At 59.7% G+C, this 19,401-nt stretch carries 11 protein-coding genes and 2 riboswitches; of the genes, 5 read left to right on the forward strand and 6 right to left on the reverse strand.

Features of this window, described 5'->3' with window-relative positions:
• Window positions 1-200: 200 nt before the first annotated feature.
• Window positions 201-1,286 carry an ABC transporter substrate-binding protein gene (locus tag ACX3YD_RS13610; RefSeq protein ID WP_458960252.1) on the forward strand — a complete coding sequence of 362 codons (1,086 nt, stop codon included), beginning with the start codon at window positions 201-203 and terminating at the stop codon, window positions 1,284-1,286.
• 6 nt (window positions 1,287-1,292) lie between these two features.
• Here ACX3YD_RS13610 and ACX3YD_RS13615 read toward each other — a convergent pair whose 3' ends face one another.
• Entirely contained in the window at window positions 1,293-1,511 is a 219-nt protein-coding gene (locus tag ACX3YD_RS13615) for a DUF2970 domain-containing protein (protein ID WP_103405769.1), read from the reverse strand.
• Window positions 1,512-1,687: 176 nt separating this feature from the next.
• Between ACX3YD_RS13615 and ACX3YD_RS13620 the strand changes: the two genes are divergently transcribed.
• A complete protein-coding gene (locus tag ACX3YD_RS13620; protein ID WP_458960253.1) occupies window positions 1,688-8,266 on the forward strand; it encodes an NEL-type E3 ubiquitin ligase domain-containing protein in 6,579 nt (2,192 codons plus the stop codon).
• A 55-nt stretch (window positions 8,267-8,321) separates the two neighbouring features.
• On the opposite strand, the gene metH is transcribed toward ACX3YD_RS13620, so the two are convergent.
• Entirely contained in the window at window positions 8,322-12,032 is a 3,711-nt protein-coding gene (gene metH / locus ACX3YD_RS13625) for a methionine synthase (protein ID WP_458960254.1), read from the reverse strand.
• A 155-nt stretch (window positions 12,033-12,187) separates the two neighbouring features.
• Here metH and ACX3YD_RS13630 point away from each other — a divergent pair, with 155 nt between their 5' ends.
• Together ACX3YD_RS13630 and nfuA are read left to right on the forward strand one after the other, a co-directional pair.
• Window positions 12,188-14,485, forward strand: a complete 2,298-nt coding sequence (locus ACX3YD_RS13630; RefSeq protein ID WP_103405766.1) for a fatty acid cis/trans isomerase — start codon at window positions 12,188-12,190, stop codon at window positions 14,483-14,485.
• 227 nt (window positions 14,486-14,712) lie between these two features.
• Window positions 14,713-15,297, forward strand: a complete 585-nt coding sequence (nfuA, locus tag ACX3YD_RS13635; RefSeq protein WP_007959519.1) for a Fe-S biogenesis protein NfuA — start codon at window positions 14,713-14,715, stop codon at window positions 15,295-15,297.
• A gap of 107 nt (window positions 15,298-15,404) precedes the next feature.
• Here the strand turns inward: nfuA and cobM are convergent, their stop codons facing one another.
• The 4 genes from cobM to ACX3YD_RS13655 form a co-directional block, all read right to left on the reverse strand.
• Complete coding sequence (gene cobM, locus ACX3YD_RS13640) at window positions 15,405-16,151, reverse strand: precorrin-4 C(11)-methyltransferase (protein ID WP_458960255.1); 747 nt, start codon at window positions 16,149-16,151, stop codon at window positions 15,405-15,407.
• An 83-nt stretch (window positions 16,152-16,234) separates the two neighbouring features.
• Window positions 16,235-16,648, reverse strand: coding sequence for a cobalamin biosynthesis protein (locus tag ACX3YD_RS13645; protein ID WP_103405765.1), 414 nt, complete (start codon window positions 16,646-16,648; stop codon window positions 16,235-16,237).
• Window positions 16,645-17,349 (reverse strand): CbtA family protein, encoded by a 705-nt coding sequence (locus ACX3YD_RS13650; protein WP_458960256.1) that lies wholly within the window; start codon window positions 17,347-17,349, stop codon window positions 16,645-16,647. Before ACX3YD_RS13650 ends, ACX3YD_RS13645 begins: the two co-directional genes overlap by 4 nt.
• Window positions 17,350-17,360: 11 nt before the next feature.
• Complete coding sequence (locus ACX3YD_RS13655; protein ID WP_458960257.1) at window positions 17,361-17,555, reverse strand: CbtB domain-containing protein; 195 nt, start codon at window positions 17,553-17,555, stop codon at window positions 17,361-17,363.
• 120 nt (window positions 17,556-17,675) lie between these two features.
• A riboswitch (cobalamin riboswitch) is annotated at window positions 17,676-17,901 on the reverse strand.
• 121 nt (window positions 17,902-18,022) lie between these two features.
• A riboswitch (cobalamin riboswitch) is annotated at window positions 18,023-18,234 on the forward strand.
• 98 nt (window positions 18,235-18,332) lie between these two features.
• Between ACX3YD_RS13655 and cobW the strand changes: the two genes are divergently transcribed.
• Complete coding sequence (gene cobW, locus ACX3YD_RS13660; protein WP_458960258.1) at window positions 18,333-19,400, forward strand: cobalamin biosynthesis protein CobW; 1,068 nt, start codon at window positions 18,333-18,335, stop codon at window positions 19,398-19,400.
• Window position 19,401: the final 1 nt, after the last annotated feature.

The raw sequence follows: 19,401 nt of genomic DNA on the forward strand, positions 1-19,401 counted from the left end.
GATAGCACGGTCGATGCTTGGGCGATTCTGTTCCTGATCATTCTGGTCGTCGGCACAGCGGTATATTGGGTCAGTCATCAATAAACGACCCCGTTCGGGCCCACTTCCGACGATTGTCGGACAAAAAACGGAATAAACGCCGTTTTGCGGGCGTTCGCTGGCTATAATGCGCGGCGGATTTCCGGGGGCTCGGACGATAAATGTTGAAGTTTCTATGTGGTGCATTTCTGGCGCTGGGTATGGTCGTGGGGCCTTTTGCCCGGGCGGAATCTGTGCTGTTCCTGAATCCGGGGACGCCCGTGGAACTTTTCTGGACCAGCTACTCGCAATTCATGCAGGCCGCGGCCGATGATCTGCACATCGACCTGCGCATCCTGTACTCCAACCGGACCTCCGAGGTCGTCATCGCGCAAGCGCGCGAAGCCCTGCTTGGACCCCATCGCCCGGACTATCTGATATTCGTCAACGAGGAAAGTGTCGCGCCCGAAATCCTGCGTCTGGCGAAGGGCAGTGGTGTGAAGCTGTTCATGGTCAATAGCGCCCTGAGCCCGGACCAGACGCGCCTGCTCGGCGCTCGCCCTGACAAGTATCCCGATTGGGTGGGCAGCCTGGTGCCCAACGACGAGGAGGGCGGCTACCTGATGCTCAAGGAGTTGATTCGCCTGCATCCGCCGGTCGCCCCCGGCCAGACGATTGACCTGTTGGCCTTCTCGGGATTGAAAATCACTCCCTCCGCGCAGTTGCGAGAGAAAGGCATGCGACGGGCATTGGCCGAACACCCTGAAGTGCGCTTGCGACAATTGGTTTACGGGGGCTGGACCCGTGCGCGGGCCTATGAACAGGCCAAGCTTCTGTTCAAACGCTACCCACAGACATCCCTGGTCTGGTCGGCTAACGACGAGATGAGCTTTGGCGCCATGCAGGCTTTCGAAGAGACGGGCGCAAAGCCCGGCAAGGATGCGCTGTTTAGCGCCATCAACAATTCACCGGCTGCGTTGCACGCGTTGCTGGACAATCGGCTGAGCGTGTTGCTGGGCGGTCATTTTACTCTGGGTGGCTGGGCCCTGGTGCAGCTGCATGACTACAACCAGGGCGTCGACTTCAGCCGTTATGGCGGTCGCGACCGGCAGATTTCGCTATTGCAGGTGATTGATCGGACACAGGCCAAGCGCCTGCTGGCGCTGGGCAGCGAAAAAAAATTCGGTGTGGATTTTCACAAATTCTCGGCCAAGGGGCAGCCGGTGTCTTATCGATATCCGTTCAGCCTGCAAGCCCTGATGCACTGATTCAGTTCATAGCCCGGCCAGAACCAGCACCAGCTTCACGATGCCGAACAGCGTCAGCGCGAACACGGCCGTGAACAGCACCCCCAGGATCACGAAATGGCTGGGTTTGCCGTGAGTAAAATCACGCGCCCGGTTTTTTCCGCTTTGCACCCCGAACGCCGCCGCCACGACGCTGTGCAGCATCTGCCAGAACGACGGTGGTTTGTTGTCGACTGGATCGTCCATAAATCCCCCGGCTTTAAAGTAGGTCCCCCAAGCATAGCCAATCCGCCGGCCACTGGTGCGGGCGGTCGGCGGATCGACGCATTTTGAAATCAGTCCGGGCTGATGCGATAACTATCTACTGCAAATACGGTTCACTGAAATGATGTTCTGTCGTTCCATTTTTCAGGAGCGACACAATGTCTACCCATCCGCCCTCTGCGGCCCGCCAACGTTTGGTTGCGGGCCAAACCAGCATTCACCGCGAACTTCTTGAAAAACTGACGCCTGATTGGTTGATCGATGCCACGCCGCAGCGGCGAGCAGCCATGAAAGCCAGCGGCTCGCTCGCACCGCACTGGTATACGCGAGCATCCATCGAGCAACAGCAGGCACTGAAAGACCGTTTCACAGACAGCCTGGTTTCCCAGACCCGACTCGACAAAACGATGTCGTCGCTGCCAGATGCCGAAAGTTTTGCCGAGCCGATACTGCAAAAGGCGCTGAAGGATCAGTTCGGGGTCGAGGCCGACGTCAACAAAACCATGGTGTGTCTGAGGCGAGCGCTGGAAGTCAGCGAGCTTGAAATCGAGATCAGCTCATTCGAGGTCATGAAGCTTTCGTTGTTGCAGGCGGCACTGCATAACTTCGAAGCATCCGAATGCGAGGCGGGCGCCTTTCATAGCGAGTCAGGGTTTGTGGTTGAGACTTCAACGCCTGGTACATTCGAGGTCATTGCCCTCAACATCTCGGTCAGGCAATTCCTCTCACTCTGCCGCAAGCTCGATATCGGCGCGCAGTATCAAACCCGTGTGAAGGCGTTTTTCCAGGCAACGGATGCGCAGAAGGAAACGACACTGTCCGAGCAGTTCATTGCCAGCCAGAAAGCGGCAATGAAAGCCGCCGCTGAATTGGCGCTGCTGAAAAAGGACATCGAAGCCGACGACTACGCAATGATCCTTTCAGTGGTTAACGGCGAGGTCCATCCCCGTGTTGGCAACAGACCGGTCTGGTTTCGCGACTTGAGCCTGATGAAGCGCAGATTGACGGGCTGCGTCGTGTTCAGCATCAGTGAACAATATCGCTATACCAACGACTACATCGTCTACATTCCCCACGATCCCGAACACCCGCTCAAACGCTATACCGCTGAGCAACTGCGTGAAGAATTCAAGCGCCAGTTCACTGCCCAGGACCCATTGTCCGCCAGTGGCAGCGGACCAACCTCCCATCAACGGTTTTTCAGCCAGTTCGTCGCCTACGCCGACCGCCCTTATTACTTCGGTCAATTCACCCGCAAGGCCGCAGACTCTGCGACCGATCCTTTGCATTCATTCTGGTTTAAAGTCGTCCAGTACGTGCCCACCTTGTCGGCCGCCATCCGCATCAAAGCGCTGCCGCCAGAACCTGCAGGCAAACGTGAGCCGGTCGACGATCCATACCTCAATCCTTTCGGGATCGTTCGTGAAGGTGTGGCGGGCATCTGGTCCGCCAACAGCGATCTGTGGACTTATCTCTACGAGCAAAACCGCAAGAAAGTCATCGCCGACGCACGCAGTCATGCGGTGCCCACGGCGGAAGTCGATGCGCGAGTACGGGCGCAAAAGCTCAATCATCTGCTGGAATTTGGTCTGCTGGGCCTGAACATGGTGTCGATGTTCGTTCCGGTACTGGGGGAGATCATGCTGACGGTCATGGCGGGTCAGCTGCTGTACGAGTCGTTTGAGGGGGCGATCGAGTGGAGTGAAGGGGATCGAACTGCGGCCAAGGCGCACCTGATCGATGTGGCCGAGAATCTGGCGATGATCGCGGTGATGGCCGGTGCGGGCAAAGGGTTGGCCAAACTGTCGTCGGTGCAACCCGAACCACTGGTTGAACGCCTGCAACCCATCCAGCGCGAAGACGGCAAAACCCGCTTATGGAAAGCTGACCTGAGCGGTTACGAGCGCAACCTCATCCTGCCTCGCCATTCAGTCCCTGATGCGTCGGGACTGCACCGGATAAATGGCAAAACCTTTATCCGGCAGGATGGCAAGGTCTTCGAAACTACCCTTGACCCTTCGCTGAAAAAATGGCGCCTGCGGCATCCGACTGATTCGGATGCCTGGCAACCGATACTCGAACATAACGGGCATGGCGCCTGGCGTCATGCGCTGGAGCGTCCCCGGACCTGGGATCGGCTGACCCTGCTGCGGCGCATCGGCCATACCACCGAGGCGTTTTCCGATGAGCAACTGCTCGACATCGCCGAGGCCTGTGGTGTCGAGGACAATGCCTTGCGCAAGATGCACATGGATCATCTTCCCCCGCCACCGGAACTGGAGCACGCCTTGCGGCTATTCGAAGATGAACCGGGCATTAACGGGTCATTGCTCAAAAAACTGCAACGGGCCACCCCGGGGCTGAGTAATGCCGCCGCCCGCAGGATTGTGCTCGACGCCAATGCCGAAGAGCTCAACCGCCTGAAAACTACGAGTCGAATTCCCCTGAAAATGCAGGAGGAGGCCCGTTGGTATGCACAGCAGGGGCGCCAGGCCCAGGCTTTCACTGGCCTGCGCATGGAGTCTGCGCTGTCGGCGGACAGCCGCTGGCTCGCACTGCATGCCCTGGAAAAAATGCCGGGATGGTCCGGCGAAGTACGGCTGGAGATTCGCGACGGCCACATCGAGGGCGCGCTCATCGACGGCATCGGTAGCGAGACCGCGACAATCCGTAAGTACGTGGTTAAAAACGGCCCGTCCTATCAGGCATTTGATGAGCGTGGCGAGACGCTCAATGGCGTGCCGGCCACCGGCGATAATTTTTTCGCCTCGCTCATGCACGCATTGCCCGATGAATCCCGTCGCGCATTGGGCGTTCCGCACGTGGGCCAAAGCGCCGGTCTGAAGCAGGCTGTCATCGAATCGGCCTTCGAGCATAGGGCGCAATTGTCGCAAATGCTGGAGCAGCGCAGCGGCCAGAACAAGACGTTCAAGCCGCCCGTACGCGTAACGGAGCGCCGGGTGGGCTACTACGCCAGCGGGCGCGGACAAGGTTTGAATCCTTCTCTGGTGACCCGGGTTCAGGACGTCTACCCGGCACTGACTGATCAGCAGGCCAACGGGTTTATCCTGGCGCAATTGCGCGCGGGCAGAACCGACGCACAGATTTATAGCCTGTTACAGGCGCGTATGCGCGAGTGGGAGACCCTTGAGTCGACGCTCGATCAATGGGTCGGCGAGCCGATAGCGGGTTCTATGCTGGAGTCGGTGCTCGGAGGCAAGGCCGCGGTCGCACAGAATCTCAAGCAATCCTGGCGTAATTCGCCGCTGGCCGGGGAGCATTCGCGCTACAGAATGCTCGACCTGGTTTGCGACGACCCGATCCCTGCGCTGTCGGCGGACTTCTCCCATGTGCGTGATCTGTATGTCCGGGGTCGAAGCGTCACCGACGCCAATGTCGATGCGTTGTTGGCGAATTTTCCCAAGCTCAGAAGGCTGCGGGTCAATGGCACAGGCAACGCTTTCACCACCGTGCCCCAAGTATTGAGCAGTATGCCGGACCTCACGGGGTTGAGCCTGTATTCAGCTGCGCGCTTCGCCGCAGACATGCCGTCGAGACTGGGTGCGTTGACGACGCTCGAGGAGCTCAGCCTGTATTCAACCTGGGGCGTTCCGGTGGCGTTGGACGTCAGCCGGCTACGCAATCTGCGCCTGCTTGAGGTGATTGCCCCGTCAATGGATCAGTGGCCAATCGGGGTTCTGCAATTGCCCCGTCTTGAGCGCCTGAATCTCACCGGCACAGGCATCAGAACGCTACCTGAAGGTATTTTCGAAGGGCATGAAAAACTCTGGTCCGGATTGTCGCTGGACTGGTCGAACGTCCTGCGTAAAAACTTCAAGCCGGCGTATGAGTATCTCAAGCGTCAGCCGCAGCACCTTGTTGACCTGGAAGAAATGGTCAGGGATTACTGCAAGGGCGAGTTGAAACGTCTGGGTGAAGGCATCAATGACCCGTCCGCGGGAATGTTTGATCAGTTTGTCGAACAGTGGCCAGACGCAGGGGCGAGATTCGACGCCGTCGAAGCATTGAGTGAACAGCATCATCAGCTCAACCAGCACCTCAATGACTGGTCCCAGCGCGCGCTACAAATGCCTGGAGCGGCCCACGAGATCATGGGGCGTACATGGACGGCAAATGCCCTGAGAACCAGCTGGCGCAACGGCGCATTCAAACGCTACGGCTCGACGGCCAATGCCTCTGTACTTGATCTGCCGAATCTGGCGCTGAGTGAGTTTCCCGAATTGCCGGACGGCGCCTTCCCCGAAGTACGAACCTTGTCTTTGAAGGGCAATGGAGCGCCCGTCCAACAGATCCGCAGTTTTGTACGCGGGTTCCCTGCGCTGGAAAAACTCGATGTGAGTGGCAGCGATCTGACCGAAGTGCCCTTTGCGCCCGGTGATCTTGGAAAACTGACTGAGCTGGATCTTTCCAAAAACCGAATCGTTGGCGATACCGGGATTCAGCAAGCTTTTGATGGGTTGCAGGCGCTGCAACGCCTGGACTTGAGCAACAACCCGTTGAACACCCTGGATGTCAGTGCAATGACTCGTCTCAAGGCCTTGAATCTGAGCGGCACAGCACTGCATGAATGGCCGACCGGGGCACAAGCGCTGCCAGAGTTGTATTGGCTGGATTTGCGCGACAGCAGGGTCAACGCGCTGCCGGAGTCGCTTGCGGATGAAACGCTGCTCAAGACCAACCTCACCGGCACACCTTTAACCCCTCAAGCCGTCGCCGTACGCAATGCGGCCCGGCATCGAATGGAAATGGCCAAAGGGCTGCCGGCCGGCGCTCTGGAACGGTTCGACCTGGAACAGGTGCCACTGGATTTCCCGCCGCTTGAGAGCGCAAGTTCGATCGCACGTCACTTACTGCCGCTGCCGGAAGTGCCAGCGGGAGAAGGGAATGCGGTTTTAACAAAGCGCCTGCAACGCCTGAAACCGGCACTCGCCGATGAGGACGCCTTGCAAATGATCGAACAGATGCAGGGGGGCGAAGCTGCAAGCGTGAAAATTGCCGAATGGGAGCAAGCCTTTGAAACGCTCACGCGCCAATTGAATGGCTGGCTGTTTACCCGGGGATCTCTAGGTAGCGGCTGGATGACGTCCTCCATCATTCGCAGGCAGGCCGCTTTGCGCATCCTCGAATGCTGGCGCACAGGTCTGAGCGGCAACGGCGCCGTGACGGATGCGGTGCTGGATCTCAACGGTCTGCAACTGGGTGATCTGCCTGAGGTGCCAGCAATGTTCGAGCATGTCGGCACGTTGAAACTGACGAGTGTAAAACTGACCCGGCGAGGTTCCGACGGGTTCCTGAAGGCCTTTACCCGCCTGAAAACCCTGGACCTCAATGGCAATGGGCTGGATGGCGTTCCAGAACCGGTCCGTTCCATGGGCGGCCTCGAGCGTCTGGAAATGTCCTCGAACCGGATAACCGATGCCGAGCAGCTGTATGCCGCTTTGGACAATCTGGAGGGTTTGCGCTGGCTGGACTTGAGCTACAACGAACTGGATGCCTTTGATATTGGCAATTTCGAGCGATTGGAAACGCTGGATCTGCGTAACAACAATTTGACCGAATGGCCGGACGGGGTGTTCGACAGCCCCTATCTGGGCACGCTCAATCTCAGTGGCAACGACATCACGTCGATCCCCGTGCAGGCCCTCAATGGTGACCATGAGGTGCTGATGGCCGGTACGGATTTGAGCGACAACTACAACCTTTCCCTTGAGAGCCTTGAACAACTCAGGGATTACCGTGAAGCGGGTTTGCGCGACGCGGTGCTGGGAATCTCGCGGAGCGATCTTGACGAGTTGATCGATGACAACCACGCCTATGGCGGCGACAGCAGCGAAGCCATCGATACGGATGAGGATCTGCCTGAGATTGAGCCGGATCCCGAGCAAAAAACACCGTGGTTAACCCATCTTCCTCCCGAGGAAGTGGCCGGCAAAACCGGGATATGGAATCAGCTCGCGGCGGAACCGGACAATGCGGCGTTCTTTCATCTGCTTTCGCGATTGCAGGATACGCAGGAGTTCCGGGTGGCGAACGCCGATCTGACGCGGCGGGTCTGGACGGTCATTGAAGCTGCCGCCAGCAACTCCGAACTGCGGGAGATCCTGTTTGCCAGCTCCAGCACCCACGGGACTTGTGTCGATGGTCGAATCCTGACGTTCAGCGGGCTGGAGAGCAAAGTTTTCACCCACAATGCCTTGCTTGATATTCCCGTCGGGCGCCCGGCTGTGAAGGGGCAAGCGCTGCTGAACTTGTCCCGGCAGTTGTTTCGACTGGACAAGGTCGACGATCTCGCGAGGAAAGTCGCCATTCGAACCGGTCAGGATGAGGCCGAGGTACGTTTGGGTTATCGAATCGGCCTGACGCAAGGCTGGGCGGACGGTCTGGAGTTGCCAGGGCAACCGAAACACATGACCTATGGCTCGGGAGTGACCGCTCAGCAACTGACGGACGCGCGCCTCGAGATCACCAACGCAGAGCAATCCGATGGTTTTTTCGAAGACTTGATCCAGCGCGACTATTGGGTGAGTTATCTCAAGGAAAAATACCCTGACGTGTTCAGGGCGCTCGATGAGCTGGATGTTCAGGAGGAGGTTGATAGCGCTGACGAGGGGGCGTTCCTGAGTCAGCTGTTCGAGCAGGCGGCGGCGCGTAACGCGAAGATGATCGAGTTGTCCCGCCAGGAGGTTTCGCAGCTGGCGGCTGCTTCAAACAGGTAAATCACCTGTGGGAGCGAGCAAGCTCGTTCCCACAGGGTTTATTTCAATTGAACACTCAGTTGTCGTAACCGAGGTTCGGTGCCAGCCAGCGCTCAGTCACGCTCAGCTCCTGACCTTTACGCGACGTGTAGCTCTGCACCTGGTCCTTGTCGATCTTGCCCACGGCAAAATACTGCGCTTGCGGGTGGGCAAAGTACCAGCCGCTGACCGCCGCCGCCGGGAACATTGCGTAGTGCTCGGTAAGGAACACGCCGCTGCGGCCGGCGTGCATTTCGCGGGCCTCGGGGTCGAGCAGGGCAAACAGCGTGGCTTTCTCGGTGTGATCCGGGCAGGCCGGGTAGCCCGGGGCAGGGCGGATACCGGTGTATTGCTCCTTGATCAACGCCTCGTTGTCGAGGGTTTCGTCCTTGGCATAACCCCAGTGTTCTTTTCGCACCTGCTGGTGCAGCCACTCGGCACAGGCCTCGGCCAAACGGTCGGCCAGGGCCTTGACCATGATCGAGTTGTAGTCGTCGCCAGCGTCCTGATAAGCCTTGGCCACTTCTTCGGCACCGATACCGGCGGTGGTGATGAAGCCACCCACGTAGTCAGTGATTTCGCTGTCCTTCGGCGCGACGAAGTCGGCCAGGGAGAAGTTCGGCTTGCCGTCGGTCTTGATGATCTGCTGACGCAGGTGATGCAGCTTGGCCAAGGGCTTGCCGTCATCCCCGTAAACTTCGATGTCATCGTCGCGCACCTGGTTGGCCGGCCAGAAACCGAACACAGCGCGGGCGCTGATCAGCTTCTCGTCGATCAGTTTGGCGAGCATTTCCTGGGCATCGGCGTACAGCGCGGTGGCGGCTTCACCGACCACTTCGTCCTGGAGGATGCGCGGGAACTTGCCGGCCAGGTCCCAGGAGATGAAGAACGGTGTCCAGTCGATGTATTCGGCCAGCACTTTGAGGTCGATGTTATCCAGCACTTTGGTGCCGGTGAACGTCGGTTTGACCGGCTCGTAGGTGCTCCAGTCGAACTGCGGTTTTTTCGCAATCGACGCGGCGTAGCTCAAGCGTTCGGTGCGGGCGCTGCGGTTGGCGGTGCGCTCGCGGACCTCGATGTATTCCTCGCGGGTTTTCTCGACGAAACCGGCCTTCAGTTCCTTGGACAGCAACTGCGTGGCCACGCCGACGGCGCGGGAGGCGTCGGTGACGTAGACCACGGCGTCGTTGCTGTACTTGGGCTCGATCTTCACTGCCGTGTGCGCTTTGGAGGTGGTCGCGCCGCCGATCATCAATGGCAGATGGAAGTCCTGGCGCTGCATCTCGCGAGCGACATGGACCATTTCATCCAGTGACGGAGTGATCAGGCCGGACAGGCCGATGATGTCGCACTTTTCGTCCTTGGCGACCTGGAGGATTTTCTCCGCCGGTACCATCACGCCGAGGTCGACGATGTCGTAGCCGTTACAGCCCAGCACCACGCCGACGATGTTCTTGCCGATGTCGTGCACGTCGCCTTTCACCGTGGCCATCAGGATCTTGCCCTTGGCTTCCGGCTTGTCGCCCTTTTCCAGCTCGATGAACGGGATCAGGTGCGCCACCGCCTGTTTCATCACGCGGGCGGATTTCACCACTTGCGGCAGGAACATTTTGCCGGCGCCGAACAGGTCGCCAACGATGTTCATGCCGGACATCAGTGGACCTTCGATCACTTCGATCGGGCGGGCGAACGATTGACGGGACTCTTCGGTGTCTTCAACGATGTGGGTGGTGATGCCCTTGACCAGTGCATGCTCCAGGCGCTTGTTGACGTCCCAGTTGCGCCACTCTTCGGTCTCGGCTTCCTTGACGCTGCCGTCGCCCTTGTACTTGTCGGCGATGGCGAGGAGGGCGTCGGTGCCTTCCGGGGTGCGGTTGAGGATCACGTCTTCAACGGCGTCGCGCAGCTCCACCGGGATCTGGTCGTAGATCTCCAGCTGGCCGGCGTTGACGATACCCATGGTCAGGCCGGCGCGGATCGCGTACAGCAGGAACACCGAGTGAATCGCTTCACGCACCGGGTTGTTGCCACGGAACGAGAACGACACGTTGGACACGCCGCCCGAGGTCAGCGCATACGGCAGTTCGTCGCGGATGTAGGCACAGGCGTTGATGAAGTCCACCGCGTAGTTGTTGTGTTCTTCGATGCCGGTGGCCACGGCGAAGATGTTCGGGTCAAAGATGATGTCTTCCGGCGGGAAGCCGACTTCGTTGACCAGAATGTCATAGGAGCGTTTGCAGATTTCTTTCTTGCGCGCTTCGGTATCGGCCTGGCCGGCTTCGTCGAAGGCCATCACGACCACGGCGGCGCCATAACGCTTGCACAGCTTGGCGTGATGAATGAACTGCTCGACACCTTCCTTCATGCTGATGGAGTTGACGATGCCCTTGCCCTGGATGCACTTGAGGCCGGCTTCGATCACTTCCCACTTGGAGGAGTCGATCATGATCGGTACGCGGGAGATGTCCGGTTCGCCGGCAATCAGATTGAGGAAGGTCACCATGGCCTTCTTCGAATCGAGCATCCCTTCGTCCATGTTGATGTCGATCACCTGGGCGCCGGCCTCGACCTGCTGCAGGGCGACTTCCAGGGCTTCGGTGTAGTTGTCTTCGCGGATCAGGCGGGCGAATTTGGCCGAACCCGTGATGTTGGTGCGCTCACCGACGTTGACGAACAGCGAGTTGCGATCGATGGTGAACGGCTCCAGGCCCGACAGGCGGCAAGCCTTGGGGATTTCCGGAATCTCGCGCGGCGCGTAACCGGCCACGGCCTTGGCGATGGCTTCGATGTGGCCCGGCGTGGTGCCGCAGCAGCCGCCCACGATGTTCAGGAAGCCGCTTTGGGCAAACTCTTCGATGACCTTGGCGGTTTGCGCCGGCAATTCGTCGTACTCGCCGAATTCGTTTGGCAGGCCGGCGTTCGGGTGCGCCGAGACGTGGGTGCTGGCCTTGTTCGACAGCTCTTCCAGGTACGGGCGCAGCTCGCTGGCACCGAGGGCGCAGTTCAAACCGACGGAAATCGGCTTGGCGTGGGCCACGGAGTTCCAGAAGGCCTCGGTGGTCTGGCCGGACAGGGTGCGACCGGAGGCGTCGGTGATGGTGCCGGAGATCATGATCGGCAATTCGATGCCCAGTTCTTCGAACACGCCTTGAACGGCAAAGATCGCAGCCTTGGCGTTGAGGGTGTCGAAAATGGTTTCGATCAGGATCAGGTCGGCGCCGCCTTCGATCAGGCCTTTGGTGGACTCGGTGTAGTTCTCCACCAGTTCATCGAAAGTCACGTTGCGGTAGCCGGGGTTGTTCACGTCTGGCGACAGCGAGCACGTGCGGCTGGTCGGGCCGAGCACGCCGGCGACGAAGCGCGGCTTGTCAGGGGTTTCCAGGGTCTTGGCGTCGGCGACCTTGCGCGCCAACCGTGCACCTTCTACGTTTAATTCGTACGCCAGGCCCTGCATGCCGTAATCGGCCAGAGAAATCTGAGTGGCGTTGAAGGTGTTGGTTTCGAGAATGTCGGCGCCGGCATCCAGGTAGGCTTTTTCGATACCGCCAATCACATCCGGGCGCGTCAGCACCAGAAGGTCGTTGTTGCCTTTGACATCGCTCGGCCAGTCGGCAAAGCGTTTGCCACGGTAATCCTGCTCCTCGAGCTTATAGCTCTGGATCATCGTGCCCATACCGCCATCGAGAATCAGAATGCGCTCTTTGAGGGCGTGCTTGAGAGCTTGAAGGCGAACGCTGCGATCGGACATTTGGACTACTCGGTAAGGCCATGACGAAGGGCCGGGATGATAGCAAACCTGTGCGCTATTGGAGCATGTCTGGATTTAACGTGAATATCGCTCATGATGGTGTGATGGCCAGACCGGTAGAATCGCCGCGTTTTTTAAAGATCGGGACCAGGGACATGTCGTATCGCGTCGTCATCAGCATTGCATTGTTGCTGTTTAGCTGGGGCGCCGTCGCGCAAAGTCCCGCTGTATCTAACGGCATTTCCTACACGCGTGACATCCAACCGATCTTCACTGAAAAGTGTGTGGCCTGCCACGCCTGCTACGACTCCGCCTGCCAGCTCAACCTGGGCAGTGGCGAAGGCGCGGCGCGCGGCGCCAACAAAATCCCGGTCTATGACGGTGATCGCAGTCAGGCCGCCGCGCCGACCCGGTTGTTTTATGACGCGTTCGGTAAGCGTGCCTGGCAGCAAAAGGGCTTCTATTCAGTGCTCGACGCCCAGGGCAGTCAGGCCGCGCTGATGGCGCGGATGCTCGAGTTGGGTCACAAGGCGCCAATGCAGCCCAATGCCAAGCTGCCCGAAGAGATTGTCCTGGGTCTGAATCGGGAAAACACGTGCGCCATGCCGGCGGAGTTCGATGCCTATGCCGGTTCCCACCCGAAGGAGGGCATGCCGTTGGCGGTGACGGGTCTGACCGATCAGCAATATCAGACGTTGCAACGCTGGCTGGCCTCTGGCGCGCCCATCGATGAGCAAGGCCTGGCGCCCAGTGCGAAAGAAGCCTTGGAGGTGGTGCAGTGGGAGAACCTGCTGAATGCGCCGGGTGCGCGACAAAGTCTGGTGGGGCGCTGGTTGTTCGAGCACTGGTTTCTTGCGCACATCTATTTCAAGGATGGCGAGCCCGGGCATTTCTTCCAGTGGGTGCGTTCGCGCACGCCGAGCGGCCAGCCTATCGATCTGATCAACACCCGCCGGCCCAATGATGATCCCGGCACTCAGATCTATTACCGCCTGTGGCCGGTACAGGGCGTGATCGTGCACAAGACCCACATCACCTATCCGCTGAGCGCGGCGAAGATGGCGCGGATCAAAACCCTGTTCTACAACGGCAACTGGCAGGTCAACGCGCTGCCGGGCTACGGGCCGGAACGCCGGGCCAATCCGTTTACCACCTTCGAAGCCATCCCGGCCCAGGCGCGTTATCAGTTCATGCTCGATAACGCCGAATATTTCGTGCGCACCTTTATTCGCGGCCCGGTCTGCCGGGGTCAGATTGCCACGGATGTGATTCGCGATAATTTCTGGGCGCTGTTCCAGGCCCCGGAACATGACCTCTACATCACCGATCCGAAGTATCGCGGCCAGGCGACACCATTATTGGCGATGCCAGGGCAGAACGACGACGTTGGCAGTGTCCTGAGCCTGTGGCATGACTACCGCGACAAGCGCAACGCGTATGAAGCCCTGCGCCGGGACAGTTACGCGGACTTGCGGCCGCCGAGCTGGTCCAGCCTGTGGGCAGGCAATGACAACGCCTTGTTGAGTATCTTTCGACATTTCGACAGCGCCTCGGTGACCAAGGGCCTGATCGGTGAGGTGCCGCAAACCATCTGGCTGTTCGACTTCCCGTTGCTGGAGCGCACTTACTATCAGTTGGCGGTGAATTTCGACGTGTTCGGCAACGTCTCTCATCAAGCCCAGACGCGCTTGTATTTCGACTTGATCCGTAACGGCGCGGAGCAGAACTTCCTGCGCCTGATGCCGGCCAACTCCCGCGACGATTACCTGGACGACTGGTACCAGAGCAGTGGCAAATTCAAGATGTGGCTGGACTACGAATCGATCGACAACGACACGCCGACGGCGCTGAAACTCGATCCGAAGGACCCCAAGCGCGATTTCGTCATGCAGTTGCTGGCGCGCTATGGCGAGCTCAATGCCAACCCGGACCCGATCAATCGCTGTGACGGTGCCTACTGCTCGCGACCCAACATCGATCTGGACTTGCAGGGTGCCGAACAAGCCCTGAGTCGCCTGACTTCGCGCCCGGCGGCCGGACTCAAGGTCATAGACCAGTTGCCTGAAGCGACCATGCTGCGCGTCGAGACGGCGAGTGGCCAACGTGTGGTCTACAGCCTGCTGCGCAACCGCGCACACAGCAACGTAGCGTTCCTGCTTGGCGAGTCGCTGCGGTATGAGCCAGGGCTCGACACGCTCACCATTTATCCGGGGGTCATGAGCAGCTACCCGAACTTCATGTTCAACATTCCCGCCGAACAAGTCCCGGCCTTTGTCGACGCCATGGAAAACGCCAAAGACGCCGGCAGCTTCGAGAGGATTGTCGATCGCTGGGGCGTAAGGCGCAGCCATCCGCAGTTCTGGCAGTACTTCCATGACCTGAGCCGCTATATCCATGAGACCGATCCGGTCGAGGAGGGCGTGCTGGACATGAATCGCTACCAGAATCTTTGATCGATTTTTGCAAGGTGCCTGATGTCCCGGACTAAGAAGCGACCATCGAATCAGGATCGTGGGAAAGCCGCGATTGGGTGGTCAACTGCAGCTATCGGTGGTTTAAAGTCGGGATTGACGGCGAATGGCCGGGTGAGGTTGCCATCGTTCTTTCCTGACAAAAATACTGGGACTTTGTCCGGCGCGATGATTGGCGTAAACTGCGCCCAAGCCTGCGAGGAGTTTCCATGACCGCTATAACCATCACCGACGCCGCCCACGATTATCTGGCTGATCTGCTCTCCAAGCAGAACACCCCGGGCATTGGCATCCGCGTCTTCATCACCCAGCCTGGCACCCAGTACGCCGAAACCTGCATTGCCTACTGCAAGCCGGGCGAAGAAAAACCCGAAGACACCGCGCTGGGGCTCAAAAGCTTCACCGCTTACATCGATTCGTTCAGCGAAGCTTTCCTGGACGACGCGGTTGTCGACTACGCCACCGACCGCATGGGCGGCCAACTGACCATCAAGGCGCCAAACGCCAAAGTCCCGATGGTCAACGCCGACAGCCCGATCAACGAGCGCATCAACTATTACCTGCAGACCGAGATCAACCCGGGGCTGGCCAGCCACGGCGGCCAGGTCAGCCTGATCGATGTGGTTGAAGACGGCATCGCCGTTCTCCAGTTCGGCGGTGGTTGCCAGGGCTGCGGCCAGGCAGACGTGACCCTGAAGGAAGGCATCGAGCGCACCTTGCTCGAGCGTATCCCCGAGCTCAAGGGTGTTCGTGACGTGACTGACCACACGCAGAAAGAAAACGCCTACTACTAAGGTGTTCGCTGCGAAATTAAAAAACGGCGCCCGTGAGCGCCGTTTTTTATGGGTGTTCGATAACCTGTTGCGATCCGATAAGCCCCCGCCACAGGATTCAGCAGGGTTCAAGGTCGATAGAGATGCGCATGCCCCGCGCGATACAGCGACGATTCGCTGAAATGGTCACTGCCCAGCACCCGTCCCACCAGAATTAAGGCCGTGCGCCGAAACCCCTTGGCCTGAACCTTCCCGGCAATGTCTTCCAGCGTACCCACCACCCAATCCTGATCCGGCCAGGTCGCGCGGTGAATCACTGCAATCGGACAATCCGCGCCGTAATACGGCAGCAATTCGGCCAGGATCTTTTCCAGATGATTGACCCCCAGGTGAATTGCCATGGTGGCTCCATGCTGCGCCAGGCTGCCTAATTCTTCACCGGCCGGCATCACGGTTTTGTCGGCATAGCGAGTCAGGATCACGCTCTGTGAGACGTCGGGCAGGGTCAGCTCCGCCCCCAAAAGCGCTGCGCAGGCGGCCGTAGCGGTGACCCCGGGAATGATTTCAAAGGCAATGCCGAGTTCGCGCAGGTAGCGAATCTGCTCGCCGATGGCGCCATACAGGCTCGGGTCGCCAGAATGCACGCGAGCCACGTCCTGGCCCTTGGCGTCGGCGGTCTTGATCAGGTCGATAATCTGTTCCAGATGCAGTTCGGCGCTGTTGACGACTTGCTCGGCACAATGTCCTTGCAGTACTGCGGCGGGCACCAGCGAACCGGCATAGATGATCACCGGGCAGCTGCGAATCAGCCGCTGGCCTTTGACGGTGATCAGCTCGGGGTCGCCAGGACCTGCGCCTATGAAGTAGACGGTCATCGTCGATTCCTGTGGGAGAAAGGGGCTGGGCAAGGCAGCAGATGAAGATTGCTCATGATCGAAAGCGCGGATTATCGAGGATTTTACGTCGAGCAGGCCAATGCGAAGGTGGCCTGGGCATATTTCTGCCGCTTGATCAGCAGTTTGGCCGGCGAATGGGTCAACTGCTCGGCCAGGGCCAGTGCGGCACTTTCCGCTATGCCGTAGCAGCCGGTTCGCTCGAAGGCGATCTGCGAATGATGACTGAGTTGTGGCTCATAGCCGGCCAACTGTTCGCTGCTGAAATACGTCAGTGGCAGCGCGAGTTGCTCGGCCAGCTCGACAAGGGCCGGCTCATCTCGCTTCAAGTCGATACTGGCCAGGGCCTTGATCTGATGCAATTCGATCTGGTGCGCTTGCAACGCCTGATCGAGCAACGCCCGTAACGTGGTGACGGGGCAGCCCCGTTGGCAGCCCAGGCCGACCACCAGGGTCGGCGCTGTGCCGGTATCGGTCATGCGTGGTATTGACCATCGCTCTTGCGGCGGAACAGCCAGGCGCTGATCAGGCCCAGGGCCAGCCAGAACGCGACATTGGTCAGCTGCGAAGCGATTTTGAATTGGGTTTCCAGTGCTTGCGGTGCCAGCATCGAGTGCGCGTCCGGCTGCGGTGCGCCAATCACATGAGGGACGGCAATGATGGCTGCACCGAGGACTTTCATCAGCCAGTGACGGCTGAAAGCGATCAGCGCGATGCCGACAGCGGTTGAAGCGGCGGTGCCAATCCACCAGGTCTGCCGTTGCGCCAGGTCGGCAGCGGCGGTGCCTGGCAGTTCCGGCGGCAGGCCAAGGGTCGGCGCGAGCACGAAGGTCGCGTAACCGGCCAGGCCCCAGAGCAATCCCTGAGAGGTTTTGGTCGGCGCGCGCAAGGTGTACAGGCCGGCGAGCATCAGGGCGAAACCGACAGCCACCACCAGATTGCCGCCGGTGGTCGACAACACGCGCTGCCAGCCGTTTTCCGGCTCCCAGGCTTCGGCATCGTGGGTGTGAGCGGCGACGCCAGCGGCGTGTTCGTGGACTTCAACAGCAGCGGGTTCGGATTTTTCGTAGGTTTCGGCCTGCAGAATCAGCGGAGCGACCCAGAAGCTTTGCAGCAGGGTCAGCAGCAGGGCGGCCAGCAGCCCCGTGAACCCCGCGGTTTGCGCGATACGCTTGATCATGTCGACAGGTCTCAATGGCACGGGAAGGCAGCGCTGTGACGGGTATCGTGAGCGGCGTTGTGAACCGCCTCGATGTGCGAGAAGCCGGCGAAATACACAAGGCACGCACCAAGGATCGACGCACACACGGCGGCGGTCAGGCGTTGAGTCAGGGTTGTGGTGCTGCTGGCGGTGGTGCTGTGGCCGGTGGTGCTGATGATCGACATGGCGCTTCCCTCAGTTCTGTCAGCGGGGAATGGGAGCGCATGCAAATCCCTGCACGAGCGAGCGCGCAGAGGTTCGAACAGCGCCCGCCCACCGCGGGTTTGTCATTCAGTGATTGTAAGGTTCACTTTGTGTTGCGGGCCGGTCTCCGGGCTCACGAGGGGTGCTGGCTATCGCCTGAACCTGCAAGCATCACCTTCCCATGCCGCACTGGCACAGTGGATCTGACGCTTCGCTCGCTTACCGTTGCGGGGGCAGCACCGGACTGACATGGCTTTAGAGTAAAGCACATGATTCACCGGTTTCCCGTTTCACCCTGTGAAGGGCACCCGTAACAAGGCGTGTAGGAGAGCATGGGCAGAGGTGGGGCGTCAATTGGCAAGTGTTCTCAACTCGGGACTGAGTTGCTTGATTCGCGAGCAGGCGCTGTAGAACTCAGCATGAACATTGACCCGCCCCAATACGATGCGTAGCCTTGCGCTTTCGAGGTTCTTCGGCGTTTGCCGAAGCTAAGAAGGGAACGCGGTCAATGCCGCGGCTGCCCCCGCAACTGTGAACGGTGATGTTCGCTGCCACGCCACTGCACGCTCAGGTCCTGAGCCCGCGGGAAGGCGCAGCCAACGCCAGTCAAGCGACTGGCACGCCGTCAGCCAGGAGACCTGCCTCGAACAGATTCTCACTACAACCGGGCGGGGTGATCCGGTGGCGAACGCTTCCGGCGCGCACAGGCGTTGCCGGTTCTCGTCCCGTATGCCCGCCACCTTGCCAAAGGGCATCCGATGAAAACACTGGCCAAACTCCCCGTCACCATCGTTACCGGCTTCCTCGGCTCGGGCAAAACCACCTTGCTGCGGCACATGCTCGACAACGCTCAAGGGCGTCGCATCGCGGTGATCGTCAACGAGTTCGGCGAGCTGGGCATCGACGGCGAAATCCTCAAGCAGTGCTCCATCGGTTGCACCGAAGAAGAAGCCAATGGCCGCGTCTACGAACTGGCCAACGGCTGCCTGTGTTGCACCGTTCAGGAAGAGTTCTTCCCGGTGATGCGCGAACTGGTTGCCCGTCGCGGCGATCTCGACCATATCCTCATCGAAACCTCCGGCCTGGCGCTGCCAAAGCCGCTGGTCCAGGCCTTCCAGTGGCCGGAAATCCGCAGCGCCTGCACCGTTGACGCGGTGATCACCGTGGTCGATAGCCCGGCCGTGGCCGCCGGCACCTTCGCCGCGTTCCCGGATCAGGTGGACGCCCAGCGCAAACTCGACCCGAACCTGGACCACGAATCGCCGCTGCACGAGCTGTTCGCCGATCAGTTGTCCAGCGCCGACCTGGTAATCCTCAACAAGGCTGACCTGATCAGCCCGGAAGACCTGGCCCGCGTGCGCCTGGAAGTCGCTGAAGAGTTGCCGCCTGCGGTGAAAGTCATTGAAGCCAGCAGCGGTCGCCTGCCACTGGACGTTCTGATCGGCCTGGGCGCCGGTTCCGAAGAACACATCGACAGCCGCCACAGCCATCACGATCATCACCACGACGATGATGATCACGACGACCACGATCACGACGCTTTCGACTCCATCTCCATCGAACTGCCAGCCTCTGACGAGAGCTTGCTGATGGACGCGCTGACGCAATTGGTGGTGGAGCACAGCATCCTGCGGGTCAAGGGCTTCGCGGCGATCCCGAATAAACCGATGCGCCTTTTGATCCAGGGCGTGGGCACTCGTTTCGACAAGCACTTCGACCGTCAGTGGGGGCGCGAAGAAGAACGCACCACACGTCTGGTGTTGATCGGCCAGGCGCTGGACGCCGCGCTGCTCGAAACGCAATTGCGCGCCGCGCTCAGCGTATAAG

Source organism: Pseudomonas fluorescens group sp. PF-1 (assembly GCF_054481335.1).